General features: G+C 54.1%; 8 protein-coding genes. 5 read left to right on the top strand and 3 right to left on the bottom strand.

What is annotated here, in order from left to right:
* Positions 1-477: 477 nt before the first annotated feature.
* On the bottom strand, positions 478-1,746 hold the full coding sequence (locus BUC24_RS14285; RefSeq protein WP_143167523.1) for a hypothetical protein: 1,269 nt from the start codon (positions 1,744-1,746) through the stop codon (positions 478-480).
* Positions 1,747-3,440: 1,694 nt separating this feature from the next.
* Here BUC24_RS14285 and BUC24_RS14280 point away from each other — a divergent pair.
* The 5 genes from BUC24_RS14280 (at position 3,441) to BUC24_RS14260 (ending at position 11,110) form a co-directional block, all read left to right on the top strand.
* On the top strand, positions 3,441-4,526 hold the full coding sequence (locus BUC24_RS14280; RefSeq protein ID WP_073217320.1) for a hypothetical protein: 1,086 nt from the start codon (positions 3,441-3,443) through the stop codon (positions 4,524-4,526).
* 364 nt (positions 4,527-4,890) lie between these two features.
* Entirely contained in the window at positions 4,891-6,084 is a 1,194-nt protein-coding gene (locus tag BUC24_RS14275; RefSeq protein ID WP_073217317.1) for a TRM11 family methyltransferase, read from the top strand.
* Between the two features lie 39 nt (positions 6,085-6,123).
* A complete protein-coding gene (locus tag BUC24_RS14270; RefSeq protein WP_073217312.1) occupies positions 6,124-7,410 on the top strand; it encodes a class I SAM-dependent methyltransferase in 1,287 nt (428 codons plus the stop codon).
* Positions 7,407-9,659 (top strand): sensor histidine kinase, encoded by a 2,253-nt coding sequence (locus BUC24_RS14265; RefSeq protein ID WP_073217309.1) that lies wholly within the window; start codon positions 7,407-7,409, stop codon positions 9,657-9,659. Before BUC24_RS14270 ends, BUC24_RS14265 begins: the two co-directional genes overlap by 4 nt.
* Positions 9,659-11,110 (top strand): hypothetical protein, encoded by a 1,452-nt coding sequence (locus tag BUC24_RS14260; RefSeq protein WP_073217306.1) that lies wholly within the window; start codon positions 9,659-9,661, stop codon positions 11,108-11,110. Before BUC24_RS14265 ends, BUC24_RS14260 begins: the two co-directional genes overlap by 1 nt.
* Before the next feature lie 1,625 nt (positions 11,111-12,735).
* Here BUC24_RS14260 and BUC24_RS14255 read toward each other — a convergent pair.
* Together BUC24_RS14255 and BUC24_RS14250 are read right to left on the bottom strand one after the other, a co-directional pair.
* A complete protein-coding gene (locus tag BUC24_RS14255) occupies positions 12,736-14,007 on the bottom strand; it encodes a hypothetical protein (protein ID WP_073217303.1) in 1,272 nt (423 codons plus the stop codon).
* Between the two features lie 22 nt (positions 14,008-14,029).
* Positions 14,030-17,290 carry an ATP-binding protein gene (locus BUC24_RS14250; protein WP_073217299.1) on the bottom strand — a complete coding sequence of 1,087 codons (3,261 nt, stop codon included), beginning with the start codon at positions 17,288-17,290 and terminating at the stop codon, positions 14,030-14,032.
* Between the last annotated feature and the right edge of the window lie 176 nt (positions 17,291-17,466).

The raw sequence follows: 17,466 nt of genomic DNA, 5'->3' as shown, positions 1-17,466 counted from the left end.
GGGCGGCTGACCGGAGAAGAACTGAGGGTCCAACGGAGAAGCCATTCGTAGGTTTCCCCATTTGCAGCCTTAAATTCATGTTCTAGCGTCCACCCTAATGCAATGAACTTTTCCATTTGCTTGGCACTGTGTGCTTTCGCCATCGTTGGATTGTGGGACATTTCGTCTAATCAGTTGGGTTGACAGCTTCATGGCGCGCGATTTTTTCTCTGAGTAGGTCAGTGAACTTCACCAAGTCGTCATCGGATGCGAAAAAGCGTGGTGTAGTGTCAGGTGCGGCTATCATACATAATCCCATCTGCGCTGCGATGAGGCATTCCGCAGTTTCCGGTAAAGGGGCCAGGTGCAGCAGTCGCACGCAATGTCGACTATGTGCAGTTAGAACATGCGACAGTTTATTAAAGCCGGCGCGGCTAGATGCGTTGATGCGCTCGTTGTAGTCCTGATGTCAGGTTCCAGCACCTGGCCCTGACACCCTCAAAAAAACTTCCACCATGGTTTCGCATTCGACGCCGCTTCAGAGGTGAAAGGTGTCCGCTGCGAGCCCGCACTTGACTGAGCCGGGTGTGCCGCTTGCGCAATGCGCGTCACCCAATGCGCCACTTCGGAATCGCTTAGTTGTCGCTCGACCTTCATTTCGCCAGCCATGCCGCAAAATGTACGGCCAGCGACCCAACTCCGTCCGAACGGCGGCGGGCCCACGAGCACCATTCGGCGATCCTCGAATGGAAGGATGTCGGCGGGCGATCCTTCGCCCCAAATCCAGTGACGCATGCCGGCTTGTCCGGCTGGGAGGCGACCGTCGGCCTGGATACCGCCCCAGTTCCAAAGATTGAATGGCCCGGTCACATGTTCGCCGCCAGCCTCGCCCACGGCAGTGTCTTTACATTGGGCCACGGCCAAGCTGCTCGGCGCCTCCCCGGTCACCATGCCCTTAGATGGTGAACCGATGATCGCACCGGCCAGTAGCGTGTGCAGTTGAAAATTGTCAGCGATGCCGGAAATGCGAATCACAAACCCTTTCTTTTGCTCGACATGCAAGATCAATAGTTGCTCATCGTCGAGTACTCGCAACATGGTGATTAGGAAGCTCCGTTCGGTACCACTGGCTTTGTCTACTGTGCGAGTCTGTTCAAGTAATCCGGATTGCTCCCGTGCTGCTCTGCGCAATTTCTTCGACCGCGAGAGATGGGCGATCAGGCCAAGGCGAAAATACTCGTCCGCCATATGGCCTAAAACCGAAGTCGGGCATATTTCAAAAAGTTCAGGCCCGAAGCGCTGAGCGAGGCCTTGCCATCCTTCGTTGTTGACGTGATCCTCGATAATCGCAGCTGGCGTCAAGCCGTCCGGCCCGATATCCTCGTCAGCATTTTCGATGGCCGCCGGCCGCAGCTCCTCAATGAGTTCTTTATCCCACTCGGCCCGAGCCCGGCAGCGATGATAGAAGTCCAAAACCGCCTCGTTGACAACAGTGAGCTTTTCAAGCAATGAGGGCCCGGCGATTTCAGGATCGCCCCCGCGCTCAACCAGCGAACCGCAGGTAATGGCGACATGGCCGAGTGCCACCAATCGCAAGTTTGGCAAAAACGACGCGAGCCGACGGAGCGAATCGTTGATTTCGCCAGCACTGGCTTCTGAATATAGCGCGGAGACTTTCTGCAAATGAACGTTGAGCTCCTCGACCCAGGACTGCTCGTCATTGATGGCGTCAAGAAAAGATTCGATTGCGATAGTAAATGAAGACACTTTGCGATCCTTGATTTCGAAGCTCTGTGGATGACGGTTCGGAAAACCCGACACAGCCCCACGTTCAAAGGAAGCCGGGAGGTCGACGATGGGCTAGTGACGTCCGAACTCTGGCAGGGGCCCCGGTTACGTCTTGTCAGCGGGGCCGCCGGTGTCAGGTCGGCAATCGTACACGATCTCATCTGAGCGGAGACAAATCATTCCGAAGTTCACGAATCCTGCACAGCCGTGTGCGAACGCGCAATTGGCCAAGGTGGGGGGCGAATGCAAGAACGAGAGGGTTCTGTCGCGCGGCGGGGGCAGGGCGTACCGCACAGCTAGCTAACACCTGCGGCAAAGCTTTCGCGGATGCTAGCGTAGTTCGGAAAGACAATGCGGATAGCTTGGTCAGGATCTTTACCGCTGGCTTGCCGCGACGAACGCACATCAAACCAACTGCGTAAAGCGCAAAGAAATGTGTGCAAGAAGTGCACAAGGACGCGCAGAAGCTCCTACAAAATCGTACACAACGACGTTCACGAACACGCACCAAAATCGTACGCAACATCGCTCACGAGCACGCACACAAGTCGTACACAACGACGCTCATAAGCACGCACAAAAGACGCACAAAAAGACGCAAAAAAAACGCAAAAAAACGCACGAAAAAACGCACCAAAAAACGCACATCGTCTGTGTCGCCCGACGTTCCAGCCTGCGCTTACGCGACTGTTCTGACCACTGGATCCCGACCGCTAAAACCGACAGAAAAATGTCGAAAAAAGCTGGGACAGGGTAGGGTTTGCTCCACCGCCGCATGCGGCGGAATCGCAACCGGCAGCTTGCGGTCGTTGCACTTCCTGCAGCTGCCTACCATCCTGCTCAGGGCTGTGCCCCGAGACCCTTTGCCACGGGCGCGCGTCGCCCCTAGTGAGGTGCGTTGAGGATTTTGAATCCCAGCTTACAGCGCGGCGGTTACGTCAGATCCTCACGTGGTCGGCTCTCCGACGTCGCCGTGTGCCGATCTTTGCGAAACGAGGAGCTATGGGTGATGTTGGCGCGTCGGGGGCAATCCCGGTGCTGCTCCTCTTCAACTGCTGCATCGCAGATCGAAATCTCATTTATAGAGATTTATCCACGTTCGTATAATTGGCGAGAACCAAGCTTGTCGTATGCGTTGAAAGCCCTGGCAGAACTCTAGGGCCGTTTCATCTTGCTTGGTGCTGGCGCAAGTCTTCGTTTCGAATGGGATGAACCGGCTAGCAGAACCGTTTGTGCAGTTACGCAATATTCTTGCGCTAACGATTTTCAGGTGAATATGCGAAGAACGACTTTGCCCATTAACCGCAAATAGCAGCATCGCAAGAACTATTCACCCGACCCAGCTAAGGAAATGTTCAACCTATTACGAATCCATCAGACATTCGTAGGACCGCACAAGGCGAACACAATAGCGAACTCTCGCAGGATCCGCCACCCTGATGCTGGGCCCCTTGCGGGGTGCAGCATGGTTCGCTACGCCAGGCACTCTTACGCGGGAAGCGCTGGATCGCACAGTAGTTGGGTGTGCACCGAGTGCATTTAGCTGGTAAAGTTTGTTGATCCAGCACATTGGACAGTAGGCCTCGCAGTTTTCCATTTGAGATCTCACGTGTGCTTTTCCCGAACAATGTCGGCGACGGCCTCCCAATATTGAGAGTAACGCGATGAGACGTATGAAAAGAGACCCGGAGAAATTCGGGGTCCTTGAACTTTTTTCGGCACTGGCGCGCGTAAACAATCTCAAGCTCGACAGTGACCAAGACCTGATCCAGTTCGGGAAAATTACTTTAAATTCCCTTACAACCACAAGACGAGCCGATACAATTTTGCATGGAAAGCGAGTTGAGGCAATGTTCGCCTATATCGCAGGGGCTCTTGGACGCTGTAGGTTAATAAAGACAGAAGATGGAGGGGATTTGTTCGTTTCTGGGCTTCCGATGCAGGCGCCGGATTATAGGCTTGTTTTGCACGACGGAACGGTGATGCTGGTCGAGGTGAAAAATTTTCACTTCACGAGTTTCGACGAATGCTTCTCTATAAATGAAAACTATTTGGAAACTCTTGAACGTTACGCAGAGGCGCAAGGACTAAATCTAAAAGTAGCTGTTTATTTTTCGCGAATTAAAATGTGGTGTTTGCTTTCAAGGGACGCATTTGTTAGAACCGGAAAATGTTTTACCATTACCGTACTTAGCGCGATCGCGAAAAACGAAATGTACACTCTTGGAGATGTATCAATCGCTACGCTTCCGCAGCTTTCATTGGAGTTAATGGGGGACTCTGACAATGCAAATGAGATTGATATCAATGGAGACGCTAGCGTCACGTTCAAAACCGCAAAGCTTTTTTGTGATGGGAACGAACTCCTGGATGAGCTAGACCAGCGGATAGCGTTCTACCTGATGAAGTACGGGCGCTGGCGACAATCCTGCCAGCCGATAATCGACAACAATAGATTGCTGGGTTTGCTATTCACGAGTTGCCCGGATGAGGTACCGAGCGGGCAACCGTTCGCTATTGTCGCTGAAATGAGTTCAATGATCTCGCAGGCCTATTCCGAATATACAGTCGCTAACGGAAAGCCCATTGCAATTGACGTCATAGGTGATCCAGACGAATTCTCATTATGCATCCCCCTTAATTTCAACAGCACCTTATTACCTCTATGGCGTTTCGTGCTTCATCCGAATCCAAATTTTATAGACACCTATTTCGAGCCGCTAGGCCCCGTTGGCACCAGCTCGAAAACGCGGACATGAACATACGCGTGGTTGGCCACCATGAAAAGTGCCTTCCATTCTTCTTGAAGCCCCATGGCAGGGTAGAGGCCATTTTTTGAATTGTTCGATTTCGCTCCGCCCTGACCGTTTCAAGGTCGTGCCGTCGCTAGCGGTACGAGGTGATTTTGTGTGCTTTGACGCCCATACCAGGTAAATTCTCACTTTGCGCAGCCGTGGCACCCCTCCGAAAGCGAATATTTGAGCATTTACCGCTAGTAATACTTTGACCAAGATGAGCCGAGAGGTAGAATCGTTGCGAAGAATCTGCCGCGCCCCGAACTCTATGATGCGCCGCCGACCGGTGTTGCCTTACTGTCATCGCCGAAGATAACTAGGAAAAATTTTGATTCGTACAATCCATCCCTTCCCGGCCCGCATGGCTCCGGAACTCGCGCTTGCGACCTTAGACAATCTGCGTCCAAATAGCGTGGTGTTAGATCCTATGTCGGGTTCTGGAACTGTGATCCGTCAAGCTGCAGAATTGGGCCATCGCGCTTTTGGTTTTGATATGGACCCCCTCGCAGTGTTGATGAGCCGTGTCTGGACGAAGTCCGTTGCAGACGACCTGATCAAAACGGTGGCTGATCAACTTTTCGATGAAATTGAGCGAATCGGCGACCAGAGCGTAGTGCTTCCGTGGATTGACGACGACCCAGAAACCAGTGATTTTATCGATTTTTGGTTCGGTTCTGCGCAAAAGATTGCTCTGCGAAAAATTGCATTTGTGCTTGATGGCATGACACGGAGGCGATTCTCCGGCCAAAAGAAAGCAGCCATAGATGTGATAAAAGTTGCACTCAGTAGAATTATTATCACTAAAGAACAAGCCGCTTCGCTAGCGCGCGACACCTCCCACAGCAGGCCACATAAAGTAAGCGCTGAATCAGACTTTGAAGTGTTACCGGCATTGATGCGGTCAATAGCCCAAATTCGAAAGCGCTTACTCGAAACGCCAACTTCTGGAGCTTCGGAAGTAAACCTTGGCGATGCACGCAAATTGAAGTCAGTTGGCGATAATAGTGTTGATCTTGTACTAACTTCCCCGCCTTATCTAAATGCGATTGACTATCTCAGAGGCCATCGACTTTCATTAGTCTGGCTTGGCTTTCGTATAAGCAATTTAAGAGGAATTCGTTCGACTAGCATTGGCGCCGAACGTGCCCCAGATAAACAATTGGTAATGACGAGATATCAGCCTATTTGGACAGCAATGTGCGATGTTGAGATACTGCAGCGCAAGCATGTTTCCATGATCCACCGCTATTCTGAAGACTTATATCGGATGATGTCCGAAGTAGCCCGCGTAGTGAAAAGAGAGGGTACAGCCACCTTTGTGGTGGGAAATTCGTGTTTAAAGGGCAACTTTATTCAAAACTCGGCAGGCGTTGAAGCGGCTGCGGTGATGAATGGAATGAGAACGATTAATTCCTTCGAGCGGGATTTGCCAGTAGGAAGTAGATACTTGCCGACCCCGGCAGGTGGCTCGCTTGGCAAGAGGATGCGAACCGAGACCATTCTGACCTTCGGGCACGCTTAAGTAGGTTCGGGTTTATCCGGATAAGGGTTGCGGACCATAATGATAACTCAATTGACTGATGTGAGCTATTCCTACAATTCATCATTCAAGAGACTCGATTCGCTGGAGTCAAATGGCGACTGGGATTTGGATGACATCGTAGAGTCAAAAATTCATAAAATTCACTCTTATCCAGCAAAGTTTCCTGCGTTCCTCGCGACTAGGGCTTTGGACTACGCGAGGAGAGAGGGGATAACTCTCAAGCGCGTTGCCGATATATTTTGTGGATGCGGAACAGTTGCCTATGAGGCCCGACGAGAAGAAGTGGATTTCTGGGGCTGTGACATCAATCCAGTTGCGACATTGATTGCCTCGGTCAAGAGCACATTCTGTGATCCAGAGGAGTTTGTTCGATATCGCGATTTGATTTTGGCAAATTTTGAGTTAGTTGACGAAGAGACTAACTTCTCTCTACGCCGAACAAATAGGCTTTTGTATTGGTTTCAAATTGAACAGTTTCGGGCTTTGGCGAGGCTCCGGAACAGTATAAATATTTCGCTGCCCGAAAACTCACCGTTCAAGGATGCGTTTCTTTGCGCGTTTTCTGCAATTCTAAAGTCGACTTCACAATGGAGACAGCGTTCGACAAAGCCTCAGCTTGACCCGACTAAAAAGCCCAAGGACGTTTTGAACGAATTTTTGAAGCAATGTAGCTTCATGACTAGCGCTTGGCGCGCGTCAAGTCAAAGCAATACCGCAAAAACAGAAATCGTTAACGGTAATATTATTGATGTCCAAGCGCCTGCCGAGCTCATGGACATGATTATTACCAGTCCGCCATACGTAACGTCGTATGAATATGCCGATCTGCATCAATTATCTTCTTTGTGGTTAGGTTACGCGGAAGACTATCGCGATCTTCGCGTCGGTTCGATTGGTAGTGGAGTAAACGCGGTAGATTTGCGAAAAGAACTCAAGAATTTGAATGAGGTTGCCTACCAAATTGTATTCAGCCTGTACGGTAAAAACCCGCTTGCCGCAGGCGCTGCGGCCAGATACTACTTGGATATGCAAAAAGTTGCGAAGCGGTGTTTCTCTTTTTTGCGTCCAGGCGGTCTAGCATTTTTTGTCATTGGTGACACAACTCAGAATGGCGTCAAGCTTGATAACGCCGCGCATCTGACAGAATCGTTAATGAAAAGCGGTTTTAGGAAAGTGCTGGCGACAAAGCGAACGATCTCAAATAAACTGCATACTCCCTATCGCGAGAATAACGGACAGTTTTCACAAAAGAAACTATCGAAGATGGTTTATTCCGAAGAATATATTTTGATCGCTCATCGATGACCCAAAAGAAACTCAAATTCCGCCCTTACGCCCGTCTCCTAACAATGTTAGGTGATCAGTTAATTAAAAACGAACGTATCGCCCTTGTTGAGATAATAAAAAATTCCTATGATGCGGACGCCTCATGGGTAAAGGTCACGTTCGAGGGATTTGATCCGGATTTTGGAGCCAATAGTACGTCGAGGATAATTATCGAAGATGACGGCATTGGCATGACCGAATCTATTATCGAGGACCACTGGGTCAACCCCGCGACCCCATTAAAGTTCATCGGGAAACAAGGCAGTCCGGTTACAAAAAAGGGTCGAGTGATCCAGGGAGAGAAAGGAATAGGTCGCTTTGCGCTACTCAAGCTTGGCCGTAAAATTGAAATCAGCACTCGCGCGGTGCGGCAAAAGTCAGAGCAATCCCTCACGCTTGATGTCTCTTCGTATGACGAGAATTTTTTAGGCAAAACTGAGTCGGCGCTTTTCTTAGATGACATCGGAATTACGCTGTCTTCAACAGAGACTCCAGCATATATAAAGCCTGCACAAATATCGATTGGTACTCGTAGGGTTACGCGAGCCAATCATGGGACGCGCATCCAAATTTCTGCTCTTGCAAGCGCGTGGTCTCGGGCTAAGGTAGCAAAAGTCTACGAAGATTTGACTAGGTTGCAGTCGATATTTGTTGGTAACGAAGCCGTAGGGAGCGACAATCTCACGGATAGAGAGTCCAGTGATGAATTTGTGGTCTCTATTTTCCGAGATGAGGAGTATCAGCCATTTTCTGTGGCTCACAAGGAAAAGCTCGAAAATATAATTGAAAATCAAACCGTACTTAAGGTAGTAGGGGGGTTTGATCAAGAGCGACTGCAATTCGATTTTGAACTCGATGGAGTGCCGACTGTCCTCAGTTTAAAAGATGCAGAGTTGTCCGGAATGACTGCCTTCCGAAATTACTTCGGAAAGGATGGCGGCGTGTTGGAGCAGCGTGGTGTCAACTGCGGTCCCTTTTCGTTTGCTTTTTATGTATTTGATTTTAGTAATGATGCTAAAGGCCGGTATGAGCTTGATGGTGAGCAGAAGAAGTTAATCAAAGAGCACCGTATATATCTTTATCGCGACGGAATTCGGGTGTATCCATATGGGGATCCAGAGGACGATTGGCTGCAGATTGATGTCACGCGAGGCACTATCCGTGCGAGTGAATTTCTAAGTAACGATCAAGTTGTCGGCTACGTTAATATTACTCAAAAAGCCAATCCTGATTTAAAAGACAAAACAAGTCGAGAAGGGTTAATCGATACGGGTTATGCCACGGCCGATTTTGTTGCGCTACTGCGGCTCATTTTAGCTTGGGTTCGTAAGGGCCCATTTGAACTGTATCGCAAGAAATCTAGTGTCGTGCGCGAAGTAGAGGTATTCAAGAAAGAGCAAGTCCAGACCGCTTTGGATGTGGCTGCCGTTAGTGCCTTGGCCGCGCCGCAAAAGGTTCAGCAAGACATTGCAACTGCCGCGAAGCTATACAAGGCAGAGCGCAAATATCTGGTGCAACGGGCAGAAACGACCGAGCACTTGGCAGGTGTGGGACTTTCCGTCGAGACAGCATCGCATGACCTGATGGTTGCAATGCACCGTACATTGGCTGTTGTCGATTCGCTCATTTCCGAGAGTCAACGCCCGGGCGAGCTCGACAAAGAGATTGTTGTTCGGGATCTCTCCATGGTTCGCGGCACTCTCTCCTTTATTCAAGCACAAATGAAAGATTTGCAGCTGTTGTTTAAGTCGACTAAGCAACGCCGTAAAGATATTCGAGTTTCTGACGTTCTCGACAAGGTTGTCCGTTTATTCCAATCGGCATTGGATGCGGCGAAAATTGACTTGGAAATTGACGAGACTGCAACGCCTCTTGTGGCTAAAACTACCGATGCCGTATTGCTACAGCTTTTCTTGAATTTGTTTGACAATGCTGCTTATTGGCTTGAAAGTAAAATCGGGGAACGGAAAATCCTGATATCGATGGATGGCGAGGAAGGAACTTTAATATTCTCAGATAATGGTCCTGGAATAAAGTCCGATGATGTACCTTATATCTTTGACCCTTTCTTCTCTGGCAAGGGACAAGATGGGCGCGGCCTGGGATTGTACATCGCACGGCAGCTGCTCGAACGTCACGAGTATTCCATAGAATACTGTGATCTAAAATCGCAGAGACTTTTGTCCGGAGCTAATTTTCTCGTTTCTTTTGTTAAGGAAGAAGAATAATGTCCGCACAAGGCTTATTTAAAGGGTTGGCTGTTGTAATCGATGATGAACTGGCGCAGGCAGGCTCTGAGATTGAGGAAATTATCGAGTCGATAAAAGGGCACGGGGGACACGTTGTTGGTCTTAATGCATTACCCGCGGCCGATATTGATTTTCAGAATTTTAGTGGTGCCGCGTTTTTCATTATGGATTGGCAGCTCCATGTAATACCAATTGATGCGGAAACTGGTAACCCTGTAAAAATTCCGTCGCAGCTCGCGAAGCAACAACTCAACGAGAAAGTTGAGTTTCTTGTAAAGCTGAAGAATAGCAGGTTGGCACCGGTGTTCATCTTTACAAATGACGATCCGGATGTGGTTAAGGACGCGTTGCATAAATTTGCTCATCTGTATCAGAGAGATCAGCCCTCTCACATCTTCGTTTACAGTAAAGACGATGTTTTAAAAAAAGGTGTATTCGTAGTACTAAATGAGTGGATTCAGTCCACGCCTTCTGTTTTGGTACTTAAAACGTGGGAGCAGGAGTACGAGCGGGCCAAGAATTCGATGTTTTCTGATTTTTATAGCCGTAGCGTATATTGGCCTGCAATTCTCTGGGGAACATTTGATGCCGACGGAATTCCTGCTTCGGATGAGTTGGGACGTGTTATCACCCGGAATTTGTTCTCTCGAATGACCCCTTTTCACCTCGAATTAGATTCCTTTTCTGACGAGATGAATCGCCAACAGAAGAGCGATCCTGAGGCCTATAGAAAAACGCTTCTTCAAGTGCTCGAAGGGGAACGGTTCGTTAGAAAGGAAGGACTCCACGACGACTCCATTGCCCCTGGAGACGTTTTCAAAGATGGCAAGAATTACTGGATCAACATAAGACCCGATTGCGACTGCGTCGTTCGAGGAGATGAGGGGGATTTGGATCTCTACCTTTTAAAGGGGGCTAGGGTTAGCAATGGCGAAATTGCAAAAAATTTAAGTGTCGAGAGGGGAAATTTTTCTGAGCGGGAAGATGAAGTGGTCGTTTTTGCGATGTATGACGGCGCTTCCGTGTGTTTCAAACTTAAGGAAATACATGTCTTGCCGTGGGCTGGTATGAAAGGTAATCGCATCGGGCGTTTACTTGCGCCGTTTTTGACTCGCGTGCAGCAGCGTTATGCGGGTTACCTACAACGACCCGGGCTTCCCAAAATCCCTAAGGCGGCCATGCCCGTAGACCTAGTGCGCGTGGCCGAATCCGCAGCACGAGAGCCGAGTGTCAAGGCGAATTCCGACGAGGTGCCGACGCCCGCAGCGATGCCCGCAGGCCGTAGCTCAATACTCATTGACCGAGAAGTGATTGGCAATATTGTAGCTGCCGAAAAGCGTGGAGATGAACGAGCAGGTATGGACGTGCTCCCTGACCAAGGCGTTAAGGGGCAAGGGGAGATCGATAGTAAACGCCCAAAGCCGGAATGATTCAGATCCTGAGCGCCCGAATTCATCGATGGCTGCAGAAGTTTTTCACTTTCTGAATGAAAAACCACGAATTTATGCTGCATGAGCAAGCATGATACTTTCTCTACGAGACTTTCATGAGTCCTTGGTCCGCGAGTGCGCAAACGGTTAATCGCGGCGCTGTCTCCTGCGAGGTAGAAGCGCAGCGGTTTCATCGCAAAAGGCAGCCAGCGGCTTGCACAGCCGTTATAAAGAGACAAGGGCTGCCGTGGAGTGCCGACCATTGAACTTTGTGCCGTAGGCTACTTCAGGAGACACCGTACGCGACGGAGGCATCTGAATTTGAAAGCCGCCAGCGGTTTGCTAAGCTGATTTGAGAGGACGAACTGTCGTATTGTTGCATTGCCGAATCGTGTTAGATGAAAAGTAGGCGTTAAAAGAAATTGTTTGCGCCGAGGACGTTGGACTGAATCCAACTCTTTGGTCATTTTCGTTCATCAACGAAGGGCGGGCGTAATTTGCTCAACAAGAGAGTTATAGAAACAGGGGTAGTTTTGTGGGTGGAAAAAGCGAAATAAATAAAATGGGGCTTTAAAATCAACGGCTTATATCGAGCCGGGGCTGACACCAGCACCCTCGAACTCGAAAACATCGTGCTCCGTCGGACCGCCCGCTTTCCACAACTCTGTGATGTCAACTCGGATTTAAGGGGCTACAACCTATCTGAAGGCGGTTTGACTTTGCAGACTGGCATCTATATTGTTAATCCGCAGTGCCCAATAATTTGACAGTTCGAATCCAGTTGCCGATGGTCGAGGCATCGATCCAGGCATTGGAGATTGGCTTAAGTTTTGCAATATTGTGATTTCCGAGTTTTAATTTTCTTGAATCATGTTGCAACTGGTCAATGCTCGATATTCTTTCCGGACATTGAACGCTGTCAACGCAGGCGAAGTGCCCGAAAAAACAATTGAACCTCTCTCCCTATGAAGACTCTAACGCATGGGCGTCGTTTTTACGTTCAGTAAATTGACCAAAGGGACTTATTGAACACGCGGGGGTGGGCTTGTGGGTTGGCTTTTTGAGGGAAAAATAAAATCAATAAAAACAACGGCTTATGTTTGTGCTCGGCGGACACCGCTTCCGCCCAGGATACATTTATAAGCTCTCGATATACCTACTACACCAAAGCCCAGCAGTACTGACGCCAGTGCCCAAGGCATCAAGCCCCTTGTGACGGAGATAGCATGGCCGTGTTAAAAATGTGTAACCTCCTTCTGACCCAATCCGCCGGATTTAAGCTGGCGCTCTTGCCAGGACTTTCGGTTCGACCTGAGGCCGCCCTGATTGCGGGATTTTCGCGGGCAGGGCGGTAGCCAGGAAGTTCTTTTTAATCTTCATTCGTTGGCCCAGGCGCCGAATTAACCCAGGGTGCGCGACGGAAACTGACCCACCGTCGGGCAGCTACTCGCCGCCCTGATACGAGGTTTGCGATGGGAGGAGCACAGATCGACATCCCAGCATCGCAGCACGTTTAACACGCAAGGCGATGGACGGCGCACGTCGGTACTGCGACGACGCTCACTTCGCTTCATCCTGTGCGCCACGCCGCTTGCTGCGCCTGAATCTGCCCCTCACGTTCGGCCTCAAGCTGCACTGGCACGCCGGTGCAGTTCGCGCAATTGCGGCACTTCGTCGTAGACAATGCGCCGGTTCTCGCGCAGATCAGCGCGCATCAGCAAGATCATCTTGCGCGCCATGTCCGCGTCGATCGTGATCTGCAGCGCTTCCCATACCCGCGCCTGCAATACCGGAATGTCGCTGCCCACTGGGGCAACGCGGTGCAGGTAGCGGGCGCCGATCGCTTCCGGCGCCAGGTCCATGGCGCGCTCGCTGCATTGATCGAAGTCGGACAGCACCGAACGGTACGCGCTGGCACCAAAGATGGGCCAATTGTCCGGCACGGGCGCGCCGGTGTTGATCTCATGCATCTCGGCGCAGATCGGCGCCAGCCGCTCCATCCGATACTGGCGACCCATGTGCCGATTGCCTGCGCGCGTCAAGTTGGCGATCAGCTCGCCCAGACTGGCGTGGCCGATTGTCGACGATGTGCGTTCCAGCCCGCCCCAGTAGCCATCGGCCCCTTGCAGCAAGGCCTCAATCACCGAGGCGTTTTCCATGCCATTGCCGGTGTGGACGTGGCACAGCACTTGCTGGTCCGCGCGCAGCATCGCCTTGGCGGCCGCGGCGACGGCACCAACCTGGAACGGGAAATAGGTGCCGCGGTCATCCTCGAACGACACACCATCGAGCGCCAGCGTGGCCAGCAGTGCCAGCGCCGCGCAAGCCAGATCGCGCTCTTGCATGAAGGTGTCGACCAAGTCCACGATATTGACAAGAATGCGTCCCGGCTTGCCATCGACTGGCGCCAGCCGAGCCCGCAGCCATGCGGCGCTCGCCGCAAGGTCGGCCCACATCTGGTCCGGATCGCTGTGGCGGGGCAGCAATTCCAATTCCAGGATGGTGTTGGGAATGCCGTACTCGACCAGTTTGCACATGCCCGCGCCGGGCACGAACGCGCCAGCCGCGTGCGTGCCGATCGCCGTCATCGCGTAACAGCGCCGCCGGTCGTAGCCATGCTGCTGCAGGTGGCGGCAAAAATCGTCTTCCACTTGCGGATGCTGTGCGAACTGGTAATCGAGCGTGGCGATGATCTTGTCTTGCACGCCAAATTCGTCAACCAGGCGCAACAAGTCCAGTTTGTTTTGCAAGGTATGGCCGATCGGTGCCGCGAAGCAGGGCTCGCGCAGAGATACATCCAGCAATATCGGGGTCAGCGCACGCAGGCGCGCAAGTTTTTTCTCGGCCAACGCCAAATGCTGGTCGACGGTGGCGCGGTGCGGCTGGGCTACGGACATGGGCATGCTCCGAACAGGAAGCTCAAAGGGGCGCCAGCACATTGTGCAGGCGCGGCATGGTGTGGCTGAAACCGAAGTCGAGCGCGCGCTCACGCAACTGCTGCAACTGCGTGCGTACCTGGTCGCCCGGCGTGAGCAGCCAGCGCGTGTAGGTCTCGATCAGAGCGGCATGATGGTTAAGCCAGGCACAGGCGCCTGTCGTGTTCATCGTGCTTAGGTGGCCCGCGTGGCGCTGTGCGGCGCGCAGGTCGCCGTCGAGTAAGGCCACTTCCGCCGCTGCCACGCGGAAGCGGTAGCTGTTGTGCGCCAGGCAGTCGCCGGCCAGCATGGTCTCGCCCTGGCGCAGCGCCTTTTTGCGCACTGCCGGCCGGTCCGAGAACAGGGCCAGGGTCCCCAGCAGCCAGGCGCCGAGGAAACCCTGCAGCTGCAGCGGCGTGATCTGGTCGGCGGCCCACTGGATTTGCCGCCGCGCCAGCGCACTGTCGCCCTGGGCCCACGAGATGCGCGCCATGCTTTCCATGAGAAAGGGTTCGAAGCGGGCGGCGCCCATGCTGCGGCTCACGTCCAGCGCCGTCGCCACTTCTTCCTGTGCCGCGTCGGTATTGCCGCATCCTAGCAAAATCCAGCCCGAGGTCATGCGCGCGAAAATTTCCGCGCGCCGATTGCCGAGCTGCTTGGCCAGGGCGGCCGCTTCGCGCGCGCCGCTGTCGGCCGCGGCGCTCTGGCCCAGATAGTGCAAGGTCGAGGCCAGCGCGCTGCGGTTGGGCGCGTCATATTGCAGCAGGCGTTGCTGCGACGCGATGTCCAAGCATTGACCGTACAGCGCGCGCGCATGGTGCATGTCGCCTTGCGCGTAGTACGAATCGCCCATGCCGCTCAAGGCGCAAATCTCGGTTTCGACATGCTTGCCCGCGCGCGCATGGTAGACCGATTGTTCCTGGTAGTGGCGGCATGCGACGTAGTTACCTCGCGGGAAATAGATATTCCCCTTCAAGTGCAGCAGCTGGGCCAGGGCAATGTCGCTCTTGAGTGCTAGCGCATCGGGCAAGACCGCTTCGAGCACATGTTGCGCTTCGTCGAGCATTTCCAGGATATTAAGCACGCGCGCCAGGCCCACGGTCGCGTCGATCCGTTCCTCGGCCGAGCACGCCAATCTGAGCGCCTGCTCGTAGGCCCGACGGGCATCGGCAATCTGGCCCGTCCCGTGCAGCGCGTCCGCATGCAGGCGTGCCAGCGCGAAGCTGGTGGCCTGGGTGGGGAGCCAGCGCGCGCTCAAGTCAAGCGCGGCGCCAAAGCGCCGTGCCGCCAGATTGTCGCGCAAGGCGCCCAGCGCAACTTCGAACGCGCTGGCATCGTTGGCGCACCACAAATGATGCGCATGCAGGGCCGAATCGCTGTCGCGATACAGGTCGGCCACCGTGCCATGCAGGCGCCGACGCTGGGCCGGTTCGATCGCATCATAAATGCAGCGCCGCAGCAGGTCGTGCACGAAGGTATAGCTGTCGGCGCCGCAGCGCCGTACCAGACAGTGGCGGCCGGCACTCTCGGGCAGGTAAGCGGATTGGCGCAAGGCCGCGCGCAGCATCGACAGCGTGAACCGGGGCCCGATCACGGCAGCCATGCGCAGCGCTTGCCGGTGTTCGGCATTGAGCGCATCCATGCGGATCTGGATCAGGTGCATGAGGCTGTCCGGCAAACCATGGCCGGGATTGGTCAGCAGCTGGGTCAGGAACAGGGGATTGCCGCGTGCCAGCACCACGCAATGGCGCTGATGCTCCTGGTCGACCGCCGCAAACTGGTTGGCCAGCACCGCCGCTTCGCGTTCGCACAGGGGCGCCAGTTCGAACACGCTCAATGGCAGCTCGTCGAGATACGGCCGCAAGGACGTTTCCAGCATATCGCATTCGCTGCGCGCACTAAGGACCCACACCACCGGTGCGTCGCGCGTGCCGGTGATAAGCGCGCCCAAGGCGGCGCACAGCGCGCTGTCGCCCCAATGGATGTCTTCCACCGTGATGAGCAAGGGGGCGCTGATGGACGATCCCACGATCAAGTCTTGCAGCGCGTGCAGCATGCCGTTTTCGCGCGAGGCCACCGACATCGCGGCCAGAAGCGCCATATCGTCGCTGCGCATCGACGCGTCGGTCAGCAAACTCAGGAACAACGCCGTTGGGGCCGCCAACTGCAGGCGCTGCACGGTGGCGCCGATGACGGTGTCGATGGCAGCGCTGCCGCCGGCCGCGCCCAGCAGGGTACGCGCCAGCTGGCTCAGCGTGGCACTGGCGCCGTGCAGCGCCAGGTCTTGCACCGCGCAGTGGTGGCAAGCGCTACCGGCCTGGCGGCCCACATCGGCGAATTCTTGCAACAGACGGCTCTTTCCGATGCCCGCCTGGCCGCGCACATAGATGATGTGACCGCTCTGAAACTCGTGCAAGGTTTCGATCACGCCCTTGAACTGACGCATTTCAGCGTAGCGCCCGATCATCGGACCGGCCGCGCCGGCGGCGCCAGCGGCCATGGCGACGAAGCGCTGGTACTGCGCGGCCCGCGGCGGCGCTGGCGCAAAGACGAAGGTGTTGCGTAACTGTAGTGCGAGCGCATGCGCGACCCAGATGCTCGGTTCGCCGGCCTTGACCGACAGCGGGAGACGGATGCGCTCGGCTGCCGGCTCGGTGGCATCGGCCCAGCGCGCCAGTTGCACGGCAACGCTGGCGCTGCCTTCCAGGGCCGGATGGCGTGCCAGCTCGAGCGCGCAGCGCATGGCCCGTTCGGCATCGCTCAGATAGGCCTGGGGCAACCCGAACACGGCGATCAAACGCCCGTCTTGGCAGATCGACACCCGTCCCCCGAACTGGCTAACGCGCAGCACCAGCGTGCTGGTGTCGCGCTCGTCAGGCGACGCCGCCAATTCCGCGTGCACTTCGATCACATAGCGCGCGGCGCCGTGGTCGGCACCGAGCGCCGGCTCCAAACCGGCAAGCGGACCTGTCGGTGGCGGCGCCACTGCGCCGGGCGCCGTGGAACAGCGCAGTTGCTCGGGATCTATGTCGAACACGGTCGCCAAATGGCGGGCCGTGCGATACAGCACGTGCTTGCCGGCCTCGGCACGTTTGATGGAGGCGATCGAGACGCACAGCTGGCGCCCGAAGCACAGACTGGCCAGCGCTTCCTGGCTCAACGCGCGCCCCTTGCGCAAGCGCTTCAATAGCACCGCGTCCAGCAAAACCCGGCCGTCGGCCGGAATGCCGGGCGGGGTCGCGAGCAGGGCGGGATCGGTTTCCATTGTATCCAATATAACATTGTTAAAAATCTAGATTTGGGTATTTTTGCCTGTGGCACAGCCGCCGCCAGGCACCGCCTGATCCCGGTCTGATCCTGAGGTGAGCCCGAACTGAGCTGTCAGGATGTCCATAGACTGGCCAAAATGGTGACTACCAGCTCGCGGCATAAACCCGCCGC

The organism is Massilia sp. CF038, assembly GCF_900129765.1.
In the GTDB taxonomy this organism is placed as follows: Bacteria; Pseudomonadota; Gammaproteobacteria; order Burkholderiales; family Burkholderiaceae_D; genus Telluria_A.
The sequence above is the reverse complement of the archived record's forward strand: the minus strand, read 5'-3'. Positions and strand labels throughout refer to the sequence as shown.

Bases quoted from the DNA above. Each gene is read 5' to 3' on its own strand.
- BUC24_RS14280 (WP_073217320.1), top strand. From the start codon at position 3,441: ATGAAAAGAGACCCGGAGAAATTCGGGGTCCTTGAACTTTTTTCGGCA.
- BUC24_RS14270 (WP_073217312.1), top strand. From the start codon at position 6,124: ATGATAACTCAATTGACTGATGTGAGCTATTCCTACAATTCATCATTC.
- BUC24_RS14265 (WP_073217309.1), top strand. From the start codon at position 7,407: ATGACCCAAAAGAAACTCAAATTCCGCCCTTACGCCCGTCTCCTAACA.
- BUC24_RS14260 (WP_073217306.1), top strand. From the start codon at position 9,659: ATGTCCGCACAAGGCTTATTTAAAGGGTTGGCTGTTGTAATCGATGAT.
- BUC24_RS14255 (WP_073217303.1), bottom strand. From the start codon at position 14,007: ATGTCCGTAGCCCAGCCGCACCGCGCCACCGTCGACCAGCATTTGGCG.
- BUC24_RS14250 (WP_073217299.1), bottom strand. From the start codon at position 17,290: ATGGAAACCGATCCCGCCCTGCTCGCGACCCCGCCCGGCATTCCGGCC.